Source organism: Anaerotruncus colihominis (assembly GCF_010206195.1).
GTDB lineage: Bacteria > Bacillota > Clostridia > Oscillospirales > Ruminococcaceae > Anaerotruncus > Anaerotruncus colihominis_A.
In genome coordinates this window covers 353,384-369,262 of record NZ_VIQT01000010.1, presented here as the reverse complement: position 1 = coordinate 369,262, position 15,879 = coordinate 353,384, and the positions used below count along the sequence as shown (strand labels likewise).

The window sequence follows — 15,879 nt, the reverse complement described above, 5'->3', positions numbered from 1 at the left end:
AAAGGCAGCATGTCTTTTGGTTTCACCGGGCTGGAAATGAAAAAAGGAGGAGAGTCAAATGCCGAAGGCAAGATTGCGGGTTACGCTGATCAGCCACACGCCCGCGCCTGAAAAAACCATCGCGGCGGCGGCGAAGCTCTGTTATTCGCCGGCGTCGCTTGCGGATTTAATGGACAGCCTTACCGACGAGAAAGCGGCCGATTTTGTACAGATGCTTGCTTCGATCGGTCACGAAAGCCCAATCGAGCACGCAAGCTTTACGTTTGGCATTGAGGGCGTCTCACGCGCCTTTCTTGCACAGCTTACGCGCCACAGGATCGCATCCTACAGCGTGCAGAGCCAGCGGTATGTACGCGAGGCGCAGTTTGATTACGTCATGCCGCCCGAAATTGAGGCCGATCCGCAGGCGGCCGCGGCCTTCGAGGAGGCGATGTGCGACGCACAGGCGCATTACGACCGGATCGCCGCGCTTTTAAAGGCGCGGCATACGGCTGCTTTTATCGCGGACGGCGACGATGAAAAAACGGCTGTGCGCCGTGCGGAGAAACAGGCGATTGAAGACGCCCGTTTTGTGCTGCCAAACGCCTGCGACACCAAGCTGATTGTCACGATGAACGCGCGCAGTCTGCTCAATTTTTTTGCACATCGCTGCTGCAAGCGCGCACAGTGGGAAATCCGTGAGGTGGCCGACCAGATGCTTTCACTTGTGTGCGGGGTGGCGCCGACGCTGTTTTCGAAGGCTGGACCGTCGTGCTACACAGGTGCGTGTCATGAGGGGAAAATGAGCTGCGGCGACGCGCGCGGGATGCGCGCACATATCGCGTGCATCCATGGCGTAAAGGCGGAGGACGACGCATGAAAGGCCGGCTCATTGTAATCGACGGGTTGGATGGAGCCGGCAAGCAGACACAGGCGGCTCTGCTCCTGGAGCGCCTGGCGCGCGCGGGCGTTCCCGCGCGCGGCATCAGCTTTCCGGATTATACGCATCCTTCGTCTGCGCTTGTCAAGCAGTATCTGGCGGGTGAATTCGGACAGGCGGACGACGTGTCGGCCTATGCGGCCAGCAGCTTTTACGCGGTTGACAGGTTTGCAAGCTATGTCGGATACTGGAAGGACGACTATTTGGCGGGGCATACTATCATTGCCGACCGTTATGCGACATCAAACCTAATTCACCAGATGAGCAAGCTGCCGCGCGGACAGTGGGACGCGTTTATGGATTGGAGCGCCGATTTTGAATATGAAAAGCTTGATCTTCCAAAGCCGGACGCCGTGCTGTTTTTGGATATGCATCCCGACGTGTCGGAGCGGCTTCTGATGAAGCGGTACGGCGGCGACGCGGCCAAAAAGGATATTCATGAAGCAAACGCTGCTTATATGCGCCGGTGCCGCGTCTGTGCGCTTTATGCGGCCCAACGGTGCGGCTGGAACACGGTGCGCTGTTCAGACGACCGCGAGGCGTTTTTACCAGAGGCGATCGCCGAACGCATCTGGAAGGTCCTGACGGACGGCGGCAAATAAGAACCTGTATTCACAGCTGGAGGATGCAGGGCAAAAAATTTAGAAGCTGTACCAATGGGGGCGAAAGGCCCGCCTGGACGGCGCTTGGCGACTGTGAATACAGATTCTAAAGGGGTTATTTTCATTTATGGTATTGGATTTCAAACCGATTGAATTGTCGGACAAGGCATGGATCGACCCGCTGCTGCGCATGGGGAATTTCCGTGGCAGCGAGTACGCGTTCTCCAACAATTTTATTTACCGCAAGCTTTATCACATTGAGGTCGCGCGCATGAATGATTTCTATCTCGTGCGTTCCGGCCGGGACGGCCAGCCCCGGTCGTATCTGTTTCCGTCCGGCAGCGGCGACGTAAAGCCGGTGATCGAGGCGCTGTCGGCCGACGCCGCGCTGCGCGGCGAGCCGCTTGTGATGAGCGGCGTGACGAAAGAGGGCGCCGCAACGCTGGAAACGCTGTTTCCGGGACGCTTCACATTCGAGGAGACGCGGGAACATTTTGACTACATTTATGAAAGCGAAAAGCTGATCACGCTGTCCGGCAAAAAGCTGCACAGCAAGCGCAATTTTATCAACCGTTTTCAGGCGGAGCACGAAGGCGCCTGGTCGTTTGAGACGATTACCCCGGAGAATATTGATGAATGCTGGAATATGAATACCCGGTGGTGTGAGTTGAATGGCTGCGGCGAGGACCCGAGCCTGATGGAAGAGCTGTGCGCCGTGCGCAACTGCTTTGAGAATTTTTCGGCGCTTGGCCTGCACGGCGGACTTCTGCGGGTTGACGGGCGTGTTGTGGCGTATACGATGGGCCTTCCGCTCAATTCGGATACGTTCATCGTCCACATTGAAAAGGCGTTTTCGGATGTGGCTGGCGCATACCCGATGATCAACAGGGAGTTTACCGCGCATAACTGCGCCGGTTTCAAATATGTGAACCGTGAGGACGACGTGGGCGACGAGGGGCTTCGGCGGGCCAAGCTTTCCTATAAGCCAGCGATCCTGCTTGAAAAATTTGTTGTGACCGAACGGTGATACAGGGAGGGACAACGCATGATCCGTTTCGCGGACGAGGGAATGCGCGGGCAGTTGAGGGAACTGTGGAGCGCATGTTTTGGGGACAGCAACGCATATGTGGACCTGTATTTTGAACAGCACGACGCCGCGCGTCATACGATGGTTTTTCTGGATGGGGAGCGCATCGCTTCCATGCTTTCGCTGCTTCCGATGACTGTTGTGACGCAGGCCGGCATCTTGCCGGCGCGTTATGTTTACGCCGTCGCGACGCTGCCGTCATATCGCGGGCGCGGCGTCAGCACAAAGCTGCTTGCGGCCGCGCACAAGGCGATGCGCGAGGCGGGCGTCAAGCTGTCGGTACTCGTGCCGTCAAACGCGGCGCTTTACAATTTCTATGGTAAGCGCGGCTTCGACACGGAATTTTACAGCGGCCGCGCCATTGTCCCGCGCGGCCAGATCATGCCGTATGAAAAGAGCTTTGCCATCTCGGAGGCGACCGCCTCTGAATTTATGCTGCTGCGCGAACGGGCCTTTGCCGGGCGCACGATGTTTGTCCGGTGGGATGGCGATGCGCTCGCCTATCGTTTGACGGAAACGGCTTTCAGCGGCGGTGAAACGCTTCTGCTTGAAGCGGGCGGGACACGGGCCGTGGCGGTTTGCCGCAATGACGGCGGGAGTGTGCGCGTCAAAGAGCTTGCGCTCGACGGCATGGATGTGCGGACAGCCCTGTCTGTGCTGCAAAGTAAATACAACGCCGATGAATATCACCTGACCCTGCCGCCGGATATGGCCTGTCCCTATCCGCTTGAACGCGTGGCGGCAGGTGTGAGCTGCTGGTACGACGCGGCGGCGCGTGAACGGGTGTTTAAACATCCCGGCCGCGCGCCCTACATCAGCCTTGTGCTCGATTAAAAGAAAAGATAACGGCGTGCCGCCGGCCGAAATAGCGGTTGATTTCAGAATTTGGGGAGGCAGTTTATGATTTATGTATTTTTAGCCGAAGGGTTTGAGGAGATCGAGGCCCTCGCACCCGTCGATGTGCTGCGGCGTGCCCGCCTGGAGGTTCAGACTGTGGGCGTGGGCGGCCGAAAGATCACCGGATCGCATGGAATCACGGTCGTCTGTGATCTTGTGGACGACGAGGCGCGCATAGACGGTCTTGAAATGGTCGTGTTGCCGGGTGGTGTGCCCGGCACGCCGAACCTGGAGGCGTCGCCTGTAGTGCAGCGGTTTGTCGATTATGCGGCGCAGAACGATCTGTGGCTGGCTGCGATCTGCGCCGCGCCTTCAATTCTTGGGCATAAGGGCCTGTTGGACGGGATGGAGGCGACTGCCAATCCCGGCTTTCAGGATCAATTGGGCGCTGCGCGCCTTTCAGGCGGCTACGTCTGCGCCGACGGGCGTTTTGTGACGGCGCGCGGAATGGGCGTGGCTGTGGATTTTGGACTCAAGCTTGTTGAGGTTTTGACGGATGCCGCGCGCGCCGGAGAGATCCGGGCGGCTTTGCAATGCAGGGCGTAGATATCCGGCCGCTCAAGCAGCGGCTGCGCGTGGAGATCAAGGAGTGGCGGCGCGCAATGGCGCCGGAGAAAAAACAGGCCGCGGACGCGCGAATCTTGCGGCGCGTCACGGGGCTTCGCGAGTATGCGTCGTGCGGCACGGTGCTGACATACGTTTCAAAGCCGATTGAGGTGGATACCATCGCTCTGATTGAGCGTGCGCTTGCCGACGGCAAGCGGGTCGCGGCTCCGCGCTGCGTGGAGGGCCGTCGCGAGATGGAAATTTTTCTGATCCGTTCGCTGGAGGATCTTGCTCCGCAGACCTTCGGCGTGCTGGAACCTGTCCGCGAACGCTGCGCGCTTTTAGAGAGCTTCGCAGACAGCATATGCATCGTCCCGGCGCTCGCCTATGACCGCCGCGGCTATCGTCTCGGTTACGGGGCGGGGTACTACGATCGATTCCTGTCGCTGTATACAGGTCCGAAAATCGGTGTGATTTATGCGCACAACCTGCGCCCGCGCCTTTGGCACGGCAGGTACGACGTGCCGGTCGATCTGATTGTGACGGAATCACGCCTGTTTTGCTGCGCGCCCGTAGGAAACAAACAGCGGACATTCGACCGCTGATCATGATGGAGGTTGTGTTATGAAAAAGAAATTGGGATTGGCTGGCGTTCTGACGCTGTTGACGGTTTTATGCCTTGTATTGTCCGCGTGCTCCAGCAAGAGCGACAAGGCGTATCCGGTTGTAATCGAGGGGACAGAGATCATCGTTGGCCAAACAAAAGCGGGCGCTCTGTTTGACGCCGGCTTTACAATGAAAAGCATAGCTCCGGGCATGATCGGAGCAGCGGATGTCAGCCCGTCACAGCCGATGGATGCAAACTCCTATTACACTGGCATCTATATGTTGAAGGATGATGTAAAGCGCGTCACATTGGCTCTTGTGACTGAAAAGGAGAGCGTCTCCGTTCAAAATGCTGTTATTGCGTCCGTCAAGGTTGACTCGGAGCTTGATCATCCGCTTGAGGGCGTCAGCTTTGACGGGGTGGCTCTGACCGATTTAACCCCTTCTGTATTGAAAGAGCATGTGCCTGACGCAAAGGACTACGAGGATGGTACCTCCAGCTATTTCTATGGCAGCAGCTATTCTGTATGTGTCAATTATATAGACGGGAAGCCGGCTTCGCTTGAGGTCAAGAGGAACTATGATGTTGATTATTCGTCCTGACCGGCAGATCATAAAAACGGCGGCCCCGGATTGACCGGGACCGCCATTTTGGATGCGCAGAACTGTCAGCAGCAGCCAAAACCAAAGATGATGATAATGATAAGGATGATCCAGAGCCAGGAGCCGTAGCCATAACCGCCAAAGCCGCCGCAGCAGTTGTTGAAGCAGCCATTACCGCAGTAGTTCTGCATGTTGCAACCATTGTTATAACACATTTTGTTGACACCTCGCAAATTGATGAATTTGTTTTATACTATGTTGGGCGCGTGAAATGGGTGCATTGAATTTGAAGCCGACAGATGGGCAGGATCGTTTGTAAATGTGTACAGGCAGACTGTAAATATTTTATGACCAGCCTATAAAATATTTGATTATTATGGCGGATTGAGGTATTATATATGGTATAATAACCGCAAAGCGGTTATTATACCGGCGTTATGGCCAGGGCGATACGCGGGCGCAGCCCGCTGCTGCCCTGACGGCCAATTATACCATGCCGCTTTGCGGACATGGTATATATTGTTTTTTTCCGCCAGACACGGCGCGACCGGCGCCGGATGGGGTAAGGAGGACGCATGAACAATCAGAATGAATTTGAAGATTTGATCAGAAAATTCAAGCTGGATGACGATAGCGAAGCGGAGCAGACCGGATCTCACCAAGGTCCGCAGCACCGTCCGGCTTTTAACTACGAAGATGACCAGCGCCGTTATGCCCAGGCACGCAGCCATACCGCCGCGGCAACTGTGCAGCGTCCGGCAGGACAGCCCGGGGCACGGCCAGCCGTTTCCCAGGCGGCGCCGGCCGGACATAATACGCAGCGCCCCGCGCAGCCGTCCGGGACGACGCCCGGCCATGCGCAGCGTCCTGCGCAGCCGTCCGGGATAACGCCTGGCCATGCGCAGCGTCCCGCTCAGCCGGGCGCAAGGCAGCCAGCCGGCATGCGGATACAACGCGCTGACGCGCAGCCGGGCGGGAAGAATCCCGACGGCAACCAGCCGCCGCGCGGCAGGGACAGGACGTTTCGTGTCAATATCAACGACAAGGCTGCTTACGAGCCGCAGCCGGCTGGCGCGGGCGGAGGTCCGCCGCACGGCGGCCCTGGCGGCGACGATTACGACGACGACGGATCGTCCGGCGGCGGAGCGGGACGCTGGTTCAAGGCGCTTGTTGTTTTGTTGATCGCCTTGGGTGTCTCGGTATTTCTGGCAATGTTCGCCCTGCAAAGTGCAAGCGACCTGTTTGGGCTCAATAAGCCCGAGGGCGAGATTTCGTTTGAACTGCCGGAGAATCTGTCGCTTTCACAGATCGCTTCTCTGCTCAAGGAGTCCGGCGTGATCACGCAGCCGCTGACATTCCAGCTTTACGCGGGGCTTAAAAACGACGCGGAGGATCTGCTGCCGGGCACATACACGCTTAACATGAATATGGGCTATGATGAAATCCTGACCGTGTTCCGCACCGGTACAGGCCCGCAGGAATTGACGCTGATTTTCTATGAGGGTATGACGCTTTCGGATATCGCAAAGAAGATGGAGCAATACGATGTCTGCGGCGAACAAGAGCTGTACGATTATCTTGATGGCAACGATTTTTCCGACCGGTATGAATTTTTGAAGGACATTCCGGACGATCCGAACCGCTATCGCCGCTATGAGGGTTATTTCTTCCCGGATACGTATAATTTCTATGAGAATGAGGATCCGAGCATCATCGTGCAGAAGTTCTTCAACCGTTTTGAAGAAATGGTCTATACGGACGAGTTGCGCGCACAGATGGCAAGCCAGAACCTGACGCTTGACCAGGCGGTTACGCTCGCCTCTATCATTCAAAAGGAAGCCGCGAAGACGGCCGACATGAAGATGGTGTCGTCCATCTTCCACAAGCGTTTGGACAATCCGGATACCTTCCCGCGGCTTGAGTCCGATGTTACAATTATGTATGTCGAAGATGATATCAAGCCGTATCTGGACGATGCGGCCAACCCGGACTATCAGCCGATGTACGATGCATACAACACGTATGTCTGTACGGGACTTCCGGTCGGCCCGATCTCCAATCCCGGCATGGACGCTATCAAAGCGGCCATCTATCCGGAGGATACCGAATACTACTTCTTCCTGGCGGACAGGGAGGGCAAGTTCTATTACGCCGCGACCGTTGAAGAACATGCGGCCAATATTGAAGCCGCAGGCATTGAGGGCGTGCACGGTATTGCCATGCCGGGCGAGGGCGAATAGCGGGCGGCGTTAAAAAGGAGAATCACCGCTTGCAAACCTTAGAGATCCTTTCCCCGGCAGGCGATTGGGAGCGGCTGGAGGCGGCTGTGCGCTTCGGCGCGGATGCGGTTTACCTCGGCGGCGCGCAGTTTGATATGCGCGCCGCAGCCGTGGGCTTTGGTCCAAAGGAGCTTGCGCGGGCAGTTGCATATGCGCATGAAAACGATGTGCGAGTGTATCTTGTCTGCAATACGCTTGCGACGAACGAGGAAACCGACCGTTTGCCGGATTTTCTTGAGATGGCGCGCTGCGCCGGCGTGGATGCGTTGATTATCGCCGATATCGGCGTGATGATGGCGGCGCGCCGCATTGTGCCAAAAATGGCGCTGCATGTTTCAACGCAGGCCGGCGTCGTCAACTGGCGGACAGCCGAGGAGCTGCACCGGCTTGGCGCTTCACGCGTTGTGCTCGCGCGGGAGCTGTCTCTGGAGGCGATCGGCGTAATCCGTGCGCGTACCTCGCCGGAGCTGGAGCTTGAGGCGTTTGTGCATGGGGCGATGTGTATGTCGGTGTCCGGACGGTGCCTGCTCAGCAGCTATCTGACCGGCCGCGACGCCAACCGGGGCGAATGTGCCCAGCCGTGCCGCTGGAGCTACCGGCTCGTGGAGGAAAAACGGCCCGGCCGGTATTTTCCCATCGTTCAGCAGGAGCGCGGCAGCTATATCCTCAATGCCGACGATTTGTGCATGATCGGTCACCTGGACCGGCTGGCAGAGGCGGGGATAACTTCGTTTAAGATCGAAGGCCGCGCGAAATCGGCCTACTATACGGCATGTGTCACGGCAGCTTACCGCGCTGCCGCGGACGCCTATTTTGCCGCGCCCGACGCATACAGGCCGCCATCCTGGGCGCTTGACGAGGTGGAAAAGGTAAGCCACCGCTGCTATTCCACGGGCTTTTATTTTGGAATGCCGGGCCAGAATTGTGAGACAAGCGGTTATGTACGCGGATGGGATGTGATCGCTTCCGTGGAGGGATGGGCCGGCGGCCGGCTGATTGTACAGGAGCGAAACGCATTTTCATGCGGGGAGCATGCCGAGCTGCTCGTTCCGAGGGAGGCGCCGCGCCCGCTGTTTATTGAGGAAATTTTCGACGTTGAACTGGGCGCGCCCGTGGAGCGCGCGTGCCATCCGATGCGCCGGTATGAGCTGCCATGCGCAGGCCCCGTGCCGCCCGGCTCCATGCTGCGCCGCCGCGCGGTACAGGGGTGAGGGTATATGATAACCGGCGGCTTTCAGCGTGCCGTTTGACGATGAATTGATAAAGAGGAAAGGTTGAACGATATGTCCGGACATTCCAAATGGGCGAATATCAAACGCAAAAAGGAAAAAACCGATGGCCAGCGCGCCAAGATTTTTACGAAGATTGGCCGCGAGATCACAGTCGCGGCGCGTGAGGGAGGCCCCGATCCGAACAACAACAGCCGTCTGGCAACGCTGATTGCCAAAGCGAAGGCCAACAATGTGCCAAATGATAATATCGAACGTTTGCTTAAAAAGGCCGGCGAGGGCAAGGAGGACTACGAGGAGATTACATACGAGGGGTACGGCCCTTCGGGTGTTGCGCTCATCGTGGAAACCCTGACCGACAACCGCAACCGTACAGCGGGCGATCTGCGCCATTATTTTGATAAGTGCGGGGGCAACCTGGGGCAGACGGGCAGCGTGTCATTTTTATTTGAGCGGCGTGGCATGATCTACATCGAGAACGAAGATAACAAGATCGACGAGGAAAAGGTCATGGACGATTGTTTCGAGGTAGGCGCGACTGATTTTAATTATGAGGATGGCATGATCACCATCACGACCGAGCCGAATGACGTGGCCAAGGTCGCGGCCGCTTTACAGGAGAAGGGGTACACGTACGACTCCGCCGAGGCGGAGTATATCCCCATGACCAAGTCGAAGATCGACGACGAGGCGCTGCTTCAGAAGATGGAAAAACTGCTCGATCTTCTTGAGGAAAACGACGACGTGCAGAATGTCTATCACAACTGGGATATGCCTGAGGAGCCGGACGAGGATTAAGAAAGCTACCGAATCTTCTCTGACCCTTTAGGGAAAAGGTTTCAGTAAAAACAATGCCCGGCTGCGCCGCGGAATTTTTATTCCGCGGCGCGCTTTTTTTATGCGTACAGTGCGCGGTGCACTCCTGTCGGTTCGCCGCGAAAAGCGGCGCAAGCTGTTGGAATATAGAGGGATGGGTCGATCGATTCCGGCTGCATTCCTTGATTTGGCAAATAAAAGTGCTTGCAATTTGGGTGAGGGACAAGTATAATAAAGAAGCGAAAGTGGTGAAAAGTGGTTAAGAGTGGAGAATACTCCATTGAAATGGTGAGGATTTTCCCAATGGGGGTGAAGGGATGCTGACGGGCCAATATGCGCATAACCTCGACGTCAAGGGCCGTGTCAACTTCCCGGCGCGCCTGCGCGAGGAGCTTGGCGACCGGTTCGTCGTGACCCGCGGGCTGGATAACTGCCTGTTTGTCTATTCGATGGAGGAATGGGAGCGTCTTGCGGCCAAGCTGCGCGAGCTGCCCATCAGCAAATCCGCGCCGCTCAACCGCTTTTTCTTCGCGGGAGCCGCCGAGGTGGAGCCGGACCGCCAGGGGCGGGTCGTGCTTCCAGCGCATCTGCGCGAATATGCGGGGCTTGAACGCGATGTAACGATCGCGGGCGTCTCCAACCGCGCCGAGATTTGGGATACGGCGCGCTGGGAGGCGCAGAACGAGCTGCTTACATCAGAAGCCATCGCCGGTGCGATGGACGATTTGGGGTTCTAGCCTATGGACGAACTGCATTTTTCTCATGTGCCCGTGCTGCTTGATGCCTGTCTGGAGGGGTTGAATATCCGCTCGGACGGCATTTATGTCGACGGCACGGCCGGTGGCGCGGGGCATTCGCGCGCGATCGCAGGACGTTTGGACGGCGGCCGGCTGATCGCGCTTGACAAGGATCCCGATGCTGTGGCGGTGGCGTCCGGACGGCTTGCGCCGTTTGGCTGCGCAACGGTTGTGCAGAGCGATTTTTCCGAGCTGTGCACGGTGTTGGACAGGCTTGGTGTCGAGGCGGTCGATGGTATTCTGCTCGATTTAGGCGTGTCGTCCTACCAGCTTGATACGCCGGAGCGCGGATTTTCCTACGCGCATGACGCCCCGCTCGACATGCGCATGACAAAAACGGGACTCAGCGCCCGCGACGTGGTCAACACCTACAGCTTCAAGGAGCTGTGCCGCGTATTCCGCGATTACGGCGAGGAAAAATTCGCACCGGCAATCGCAAAAAATATTTTGAAATCCAGAACGCAGCGCCCAATTGCAACGACAGCAGAATTGGCGGCAATGATTGGCGCGTCGATTCCCGCAAGGGCACGGCGCGAAGGGGGCAACCCTGCAAAGCGCGTCTTTCAAGCGATTCGCATTGAGGTAAACGGGGAACTCTCCAGCCTGTCTGATTTTCTCAGTGAAGCGTTTGAAAGGCTCCGCTCAGGCGGACGCATGGCGATCATCACCTTCCACTCGCTCGAGGATCGTATGGTCAAGCAGCGATTTGCGGCGCTTTGCAGGGGATGCACCTGCCCTCCTGATTTTCCGGTTTGTGTCTGCGGCAATCAGCCGCGCGGGCGGCTTGTTAATCGTAAGCCGATTGAAGCCGGGGAGCAGGAGCTTGCCGCCAACAGCAGAAGTAAAAGCGCGAAGCTGCGTGTTATTGAAAAGCTATAAAGCCTAGGAACCTGTATTTGCAGATTCTTAAACCGTCCACGCACATGGGCGGACAGGGCGCGCCAAAAGATAAAAAGATCAGGCGCGTTTCAAAGAGACAGAGAGAAAGAGACAGCACAGAGATTGGGTGAAAGGGGTCGGCCATGCAAGTACGCTACGCATCAAATTCAGGCGCCGCATATGATCTGAACCGGTTTAGCGCGCGCAGACAGCGCAGCAGAAAACCGGAGTTGACAATTGCGCCGTCGTCGGCAAAGGCACGCGCGCGCGCGGGTATGGTGGCCGCGTTCAAGACAGCGGCGGTGCTTGCGCTGGTAGCCGCGTTTGTGGTGACTATGCTTTACAGCCGTGCAGTGCTGACGGAGCTGAACCAACAGATCGCGGCTCAGACAAACGCGCTGGCGGATGCACAGAGTGAAAACACACGCTTGTCCGCGCAGCTTGACGCGAAGGTTTCGCTGCGCAATGTGGAGGAATACGCTACACAGGCGCTCGGCATGGTGTCGATTGATAAAAGCCAGATTACATATGTTGACTTGAGTGAAGGAGACAAGATTGAGCTGACGATGGATTCCCCCCGGTTGTCGCTGATGGATCGCATCCGTGTTGCAATCAGCAACGCCAAAAATCCGGAGGACTAAAACAGGCGCCGCGCCAATAAATATAAGAATGGCATGAAAAGCAAGAAGGATGCGAAGGGGCAATACCCCGCTATGCTTCTTGCTTTCCTCGCATTTTGGCCTGGATTCGACGGCAAACGCCGCGTTTCGTATCTGTGTCCATGCGGCGGGCGGTGCAACTTTTGCAAAGGAACGGTATAAAAGAATGGCAAAGTCTCCAACCTACCATATGAAAAGCCGCATGGTTATCGTGCTTGTCGCGATGATCGTGCTCGGCTTCTGTGTTGTGCTGCATCAGCTGTTCGTGCTCCAGATCGTGGAGGGCGAGTCGATGCAGGCGCGTGCGCTTCAGCATCAGCTGCGCACAACACGCATTGGAGCAAAACGCGGTGTCATCTACGATACAAACGGTGAAAAGCTGGCTGTCAGTGCGGACGTTTCGTCGGTTTGTATTGCGCCAAAGCTGGCTGATACGCCTGAAAAAGAGGAGGCTATCATCAATCTGCTGGCGGAATATATTGGCGCGGATAAGGAAACCGTCAAAAAGAAACTGGCTCGCAAAGGCTCCTATTATGAGGTTGTCAAGGAGAAGGTCGAGGACGACCAGGCGGACGCATTGATGGCGGCGGTCGGTGAAAACGGGTTAACGGGCGTTGTTTTCCTCGAGGAGGACACCCGCCGTTATTATCCATATGGTAATTTCGCTTCGGCTGTGCTCGGTTTTGCAAATAATGATAACCACGGCGCGTATGGGCTTGAGGCGTACTATGAAAAGACGCTTGCCGGAACACCGGGACGCGTTGTGTCGATGAAAAACGGCGCGGGCGTTGACATGGATATGCAGTATGTCCAGCGGTATGAGGCGCAGGATGGCAATTCGCTTGTACTGACGATCGACGAGACAATTCAGCATTACCTTGAGAAGAACCTTGAGATTGCGCTGGCCGAACATCGCGTGCGCAACCGTGTGACTGGCATCGTGATGGACCCAAAGACAGGCGCGGTGCTCGCGATGGCCTCCAAGCCGGATTTCGACCCGAATAATCCGTATGACATCATCGATGAAAACGTCGCCAAGAAGCTTGAGGAGGAGCTGGCCGCGCTGCCGCAGGACGAATCGGAGGAGTCGCAGAAGGCGCGCCAGCAGGCCCGGATGGAGACGCTTTACTCGCTGTGGCGCAATTATGCAATCTCCGACCCATATGAGCCCGGCTCGGTTTTTAAGATTGTGACAGCAGCCGGGGCGATGGAATGCGGCGCAGTAACAACGCAGTCGGGCTTTAACTGCCTGGGCTATGTGACTGTCAATGATACGCAGTATCACTGCTGGTACTGGACCGGACATCACTCCGGTCATGGGGCGCAGGATTTGACGCACGCCGTGATGAATTCCTGCAACCCGGCATTCATCGATATCGGACAGCGCATGGGTGCGCAGAACTTCGCGGAAAACTTTGCGAATTTCGGCCTGACGCAGCCAACTGGAATCGATATGCCGGGCGAGGCTGGAAGCATCTACCATGGGACCTATTCTGTCAACGATCTGGCGTCCTCCTCGTTTGGTCAGACGTTTAAGGTCACGCCGATTCAGATGATCACAGCCGCCTGCGCGGCTATCAACGGCGGGCAGCTTATGCAGCCGTATGTCGTCAAGCAGATCATCGACAGTGAGGGTAACGTCATTTCAAATACGGAACCGGTTGTCAAGCGGCAGGTCGTTTCCAAGGAGGTTTCCAGGGAAATGGCGCTGATCCTTGAACAGGTTGTAGGCGGAGGCGGATCCGGTAAGCAGGCCGCCATTCCCGGCTACCGTGTCGGCGGAAAAACGGGTACATCTGAACAGCTCGATGACCGCAAGGAGGATGGACGTATCCCAAATACCTTGTCGTTTTTCGGCTTCGCGCCGATCGACGATCCGCAGGTGGCGTGTCTTGTGCTGCTTGACGACCCCGATATTTACAACGCCTTCGGCTCGACCGTCGCGGCGCCAATTGTCGGCTCCATTCTGGCGGAGACGCTGCCGTACATGGGCATCGAGCCGCAGTATACCAAGGAGGAGCTTGAAAATACCGAGACGCAGGCGCCTTACCTGCTCAACTATGATCTGCATGAGGCGGAGTATGAGGTGCGCCGCCGCGGACTGAAGTTCCGTGTGATTGGCAACGGAGCAAAGGTGCTTAAACAGGTCCCGGCTGCGGGCGAAATCATCCCACAGGACGGCGTCATCGTGCTGTATACTGAGGAGGAAGGCGCGGGAGAATTAATTCTGGTACCGGACGTCGTCGGAAAGACGCTCCAGGAGGCCAACCAGACGATCGTTGGTTCAGGGCTGAAAATCAGCGTCCGGGGTGAACAGATCGAAGGCACACACAGCGTTGTTTCAGCACAGTCGCCCGACGCCGGCGAGATGGTGGAAGCAGGCGCCGTGGTGACGGTCGAATGCGTGGCGGCAGAGCCTCCCGCGCAGCCATAGCGGCCATATTTTTAACATCTCAGTTTTGTCCGCACGCCGTTCGGCGCGCGGATACGACCGAAAGGGGAATCTTTATGCGCCTTTACGAACTGCTTGACGGGCTTGACGCTGCCCGCCCGGACAGGGACTGTGAAATCACCAGCGTCACCTCCGATTCACGGCAGGTGGAGCCTGGGACGCTGTTTGTCTGTATCCGCGGCACGCGCGCCGACGGGCATGATTACGCGGTAAAGGCCGTAGAGTCCGGCGCTGCCGCCATCCTGTGCGAACGCGCCCTGGGACTGGAAAACGAGATTGTCTGCCGTGACACACATTATGCCTACGGCATCGTCTGCGGCAACTGGTATGGCAATCCCGCCCGCCGCCTGTGCCTGGCCGGCGTGACCGGCACCAATGGGAAAACGACGGTCAGCTATATGGTCAAATACATCCTGGAGTCGGCCGGCCATCAGACAGGGCTGATCGGGACCATTCACAATGAGATCGGAGACATCACACTGCCCGCCAAGCATACGACGCCCGATCCGCTCGCCCTGCATGGGATGCTCGCGCGCATGGCGGACGCGGGATGTGAATATGTCGTCATGGAGTGTTCGTCGCACGCGCTTGACCAACAGCGGTTGGCGGGACTGCGCTTCGCAAGCGTTGGGTTTACCAATCTGACACAGGATCATCTCGATTATCACGGCGATATGGAAAGCTATTACCATGCGAAAAAAAAGCTGTTTTCGATGTGTGATGCGGCCGCGGTCAATATAGACGACGCCTATGGCGAGCGCCTGGCGGCGGAGGTACGGCATATCTGTCCGGTGACAACGTTTTCCACCGCTTCGGACGCGGCGGATTTCACCGCCAAGGATATCCGCCCCGCGCCCGATTCGAGCCGCTTTATGATTGTCGGCAAAGGCGCGATCGCACGTGTGCGCCTGCCGATCCCAGGGGATTTTTCGGTCGAGAACGCAATGACGGCGGCTGTCATGTGTATGGCGCTCGGTCTGACGCTCGAACAGGCGGCGCAGGGCTTAAATACCTGCCAGGGGGTTGTGGGCCGCATTGAAGTGCTGCCGACAGGGACGGATTATGTCGTGATCCGCGATTACGCACATAGCCCCGACGGGCTGGAAAAGATCATTACAACGATGCAGAAATTTGCGCATGGACGTGTTGTAACACTGTTTGGCTGCGCCGGCAACCGTGACCGTACAAAGCGTAAAAAGATGGCTGAAATTGTGGCGCGCCTGTCCGACTTTGTGATCCTCACATCGGATAATCCACGCGATGAGGACGAGATGCAGATCATTGAGGATGCGAAGCCCGGCCTGTTGGAGCATCCGGATACGCCGTATGAAATCATTCCGGACCGATATGCGGCGATCGAATGGGCGCTTGACCATTCGAAAAAGGACGATGTGCTGATCCTGGCTGGTAAGGGCCACGAGGATTATCAGGTGTTGCACGGTGAGACGATTTGCTTTGACGAGCGGCAGATCGTGCTGAAACTGCTGGAAAAAAAGAAAGGATCGTGA

Annotated in this window: 16 protein-coding genes; 15 read left to right on the top strand and 1 reads right to left on the bottom strand. The window is 57.1% G+C overall.

Annotation, left to right across the window (positions count from 1 at the left end; all coding sequences use genetic code 11):
* The first annotated feature begins 58 nt into the window (after positions 1–58).
* From thyX to FMM72_RS09585, 7 genes are all read left to right on the top strand, one after another.
* A complete protein-coding gene (gene thyX, locus FMM72_RS09615; RefSeq protein WP_162221288.1) occupies positions 59–859 on the top strand; it encodes an FAD-dependent thymidylate synthase in 801 nt (266 codons plus the stop codon).
* Positions 856–1,521, top strand: coding sequence for a dTMP kinase (locus tag FMM72_RS09610; protein ID WP_162221287.1), 666 nt, complete (start codon positions 856–858; stop codon positions 1,519–1,521). The genes thyX and FMM72_RS09610 overlap by 4 nt, the downstream gene beginning before the upstream one ends.
* 127 nt (positions 1,522–1,648) lie before the next feature.
* On the top strand, positions 1,649–2,548 hold the full coding sequence (locus FMM72_RS09605; RefSeq protein ID WP_160210377.1) for a DUF2156 domain-containing protein: 900 nt from the start codon (positions 1,649–1,651) through the stop codon (positions 2,546–2,548).
* An 18-nt stretch (positions 2,549–2,566) separates the two neighbouring features.
* A complete protein-coding gene (locus FMM72_RS09600) occupies positions 2,567–3,442 on the top strand; it encodes a GNAT family N-acetyltransferase (RefSeq protein ID WP_160210378.1) in 876 nt (291 codons plus the stop codon).
* Positions 3,443–3,508: 66 nt separating this feature from the next.
* Entirely contained in the window at positions 3,509–4,051 is a 543-nt protein-coding gene (locus tag FMM72_RS09595) for a DJ-1 family glyoxalase III (protein WP_160210379.1), read from the top strand.
* Positions 4,039–4,656, top strand: a complete 618-nt coding sequence (locus FMM72_RS09590; RefSeq protein WP_162221286.1) for a 5-formyltetrahydrofolate cyclo-ligase — start codon at positions 4,039–4,041, stop codon at positions 4,654–4,656. Before FMM72_RS09595 ends, FMM72_RS09590 begins: the two co-directional genes overlap by 13 nt.
* A gap of 19 nt (positions 4,657–4,675) precedes the next feature.
* Positions 4,676–5,260 (top strand): hypothetical protein, encoded by a 585-nt coding sequence (locus FMM72_RS09585; protein WP_160210381.1) that lies wholly within the window; start codon positions 4,676–4,678, stop codon positions 5,258–5,260.
* Positions 5,261–5,325: 65 nt separating this feature from the next.
* Here the strand turns inward: FMM72_RS09585 and FMM72_RS16970 are convergent, their stop codons facing one another.
* Entirely contained in the window at positions 5,326–5,475 is a 150-nt protein-coding gene (locus FMM72_RS16970) for a hypothetical protein (RefSeq protein ID WP_180322910.1), read from the bottom strand.
* Between the two features lie 360 nt (positions 5,476–5,835).
* On the opposite strand from FMM72_RS16970, the gene mltG reads away from it, so the two are divergent.
* The 8 genes from mltG to FMM72_RS09540 all read left to right on the top strand — a co-directional run bounded on the left by mltG (position 5,836) and on the right by FMM72_RS09540 (position 15,879).
* On the top strand, positions 5,836–7,500 hold the full coding sequence (gene mltG, locus FMM72_RS09575; RefSeq protein ID WP_162221285.1) for an endolytic transglycosylase MltG: 1,665 nt from the start codon (positions 5,836–5,838) through the stop codon (positions 7,498–7,500).
* Between the two features lie 29 nt (positions 7,501–7,529).
* Entirely contained in the window at positions 7,530–8,750 is a 1,221-nt protein-coding gene (locus FMM72_RS09570) for a peptidase U32 family protein (protein ID WP_160210383.1), read from the top strand.
* A 72-nt stretch (positions 8,751–8,822) separates the two neighbouring features.
* The gene (locus FMM72_RS09565; protein WP_160210423.1) at positions 8,823–9,566 is read left to right on the top strand and encodes a YebC/PmpR family DNA-binding transcriptional regulator; all 744 of its coding nucleotides are present in this window, start codon (positions 8,823–8,825) and stop codon (positions 9,564–9,566) included.
* A gap of 335 nt (positions 9,567–9,901) precedes the next feature.
* The gene (mraZ, locus tag FMM72_RS09560; protein ID WP_160210384.1) at positions 9,902–10,321 is read left to right on the top strand and encodes a division/cell wall cluster transcriptional repressor MraZ; all 420 of its coding nucleotides are present in this window, start codon (positions 9,902–9,904) and stop codon (positions 10,319–10,321) included.
* 3 nt (positions 10,322–10,324) lie between these two features.
* Complete coding sequence (rsmH, locus tag FMM72_RS09555) at positions 10,325–11,260, top strand: 16S rRNA (cytosine(1402)-N(4))-methyltransferase RsmH (protein ID WP_162221284.1); 936 nt, start codon at positions 10,325–10,327, stop codon at positions 11,258–11,260.
* Positions 11,261–11,403: 143 nt separating this feature from the next.
* Positions 11,404–11,901 carry a hypothetical protein gene (locus FMM72_RS09550; protein ID WP_160210386.1) on the top strand — a complete coding sequence of 166 codons (498 nt, stop codon included), beginning with the start codon at positions 11,404–11,406 and terminating at the stop codon, positions 11,899–11,901.
* A gap of 184 nt (positions 11,902–12,085) precedes the next feature.
* Entirely contained in the window at positions 12,086–14,353 is a 2,268-nt protein-coding gene (locus tag FMM72_RS09545) for a penicillin-binding transpeptidase domain-containing protein (RefSeq protein WP_162221283.1), read from the top strand.
* A gap of 74 nt (positions 14,354–14,427) precedes the next feature.
* Positions 14,428–15,879: a UDP-N-acetylmuramoyl-L-alanyl-D-glutamate--2,6-diaminopimelate ligase gene (locus FMM72_RS09540; RefSeq protein WP_162221282.1), complete on the top strand. Its 1,452-nt coding sequence runs from the start codon at positions 14,428–14,430 to the stop codon at positions 15,877–15,879.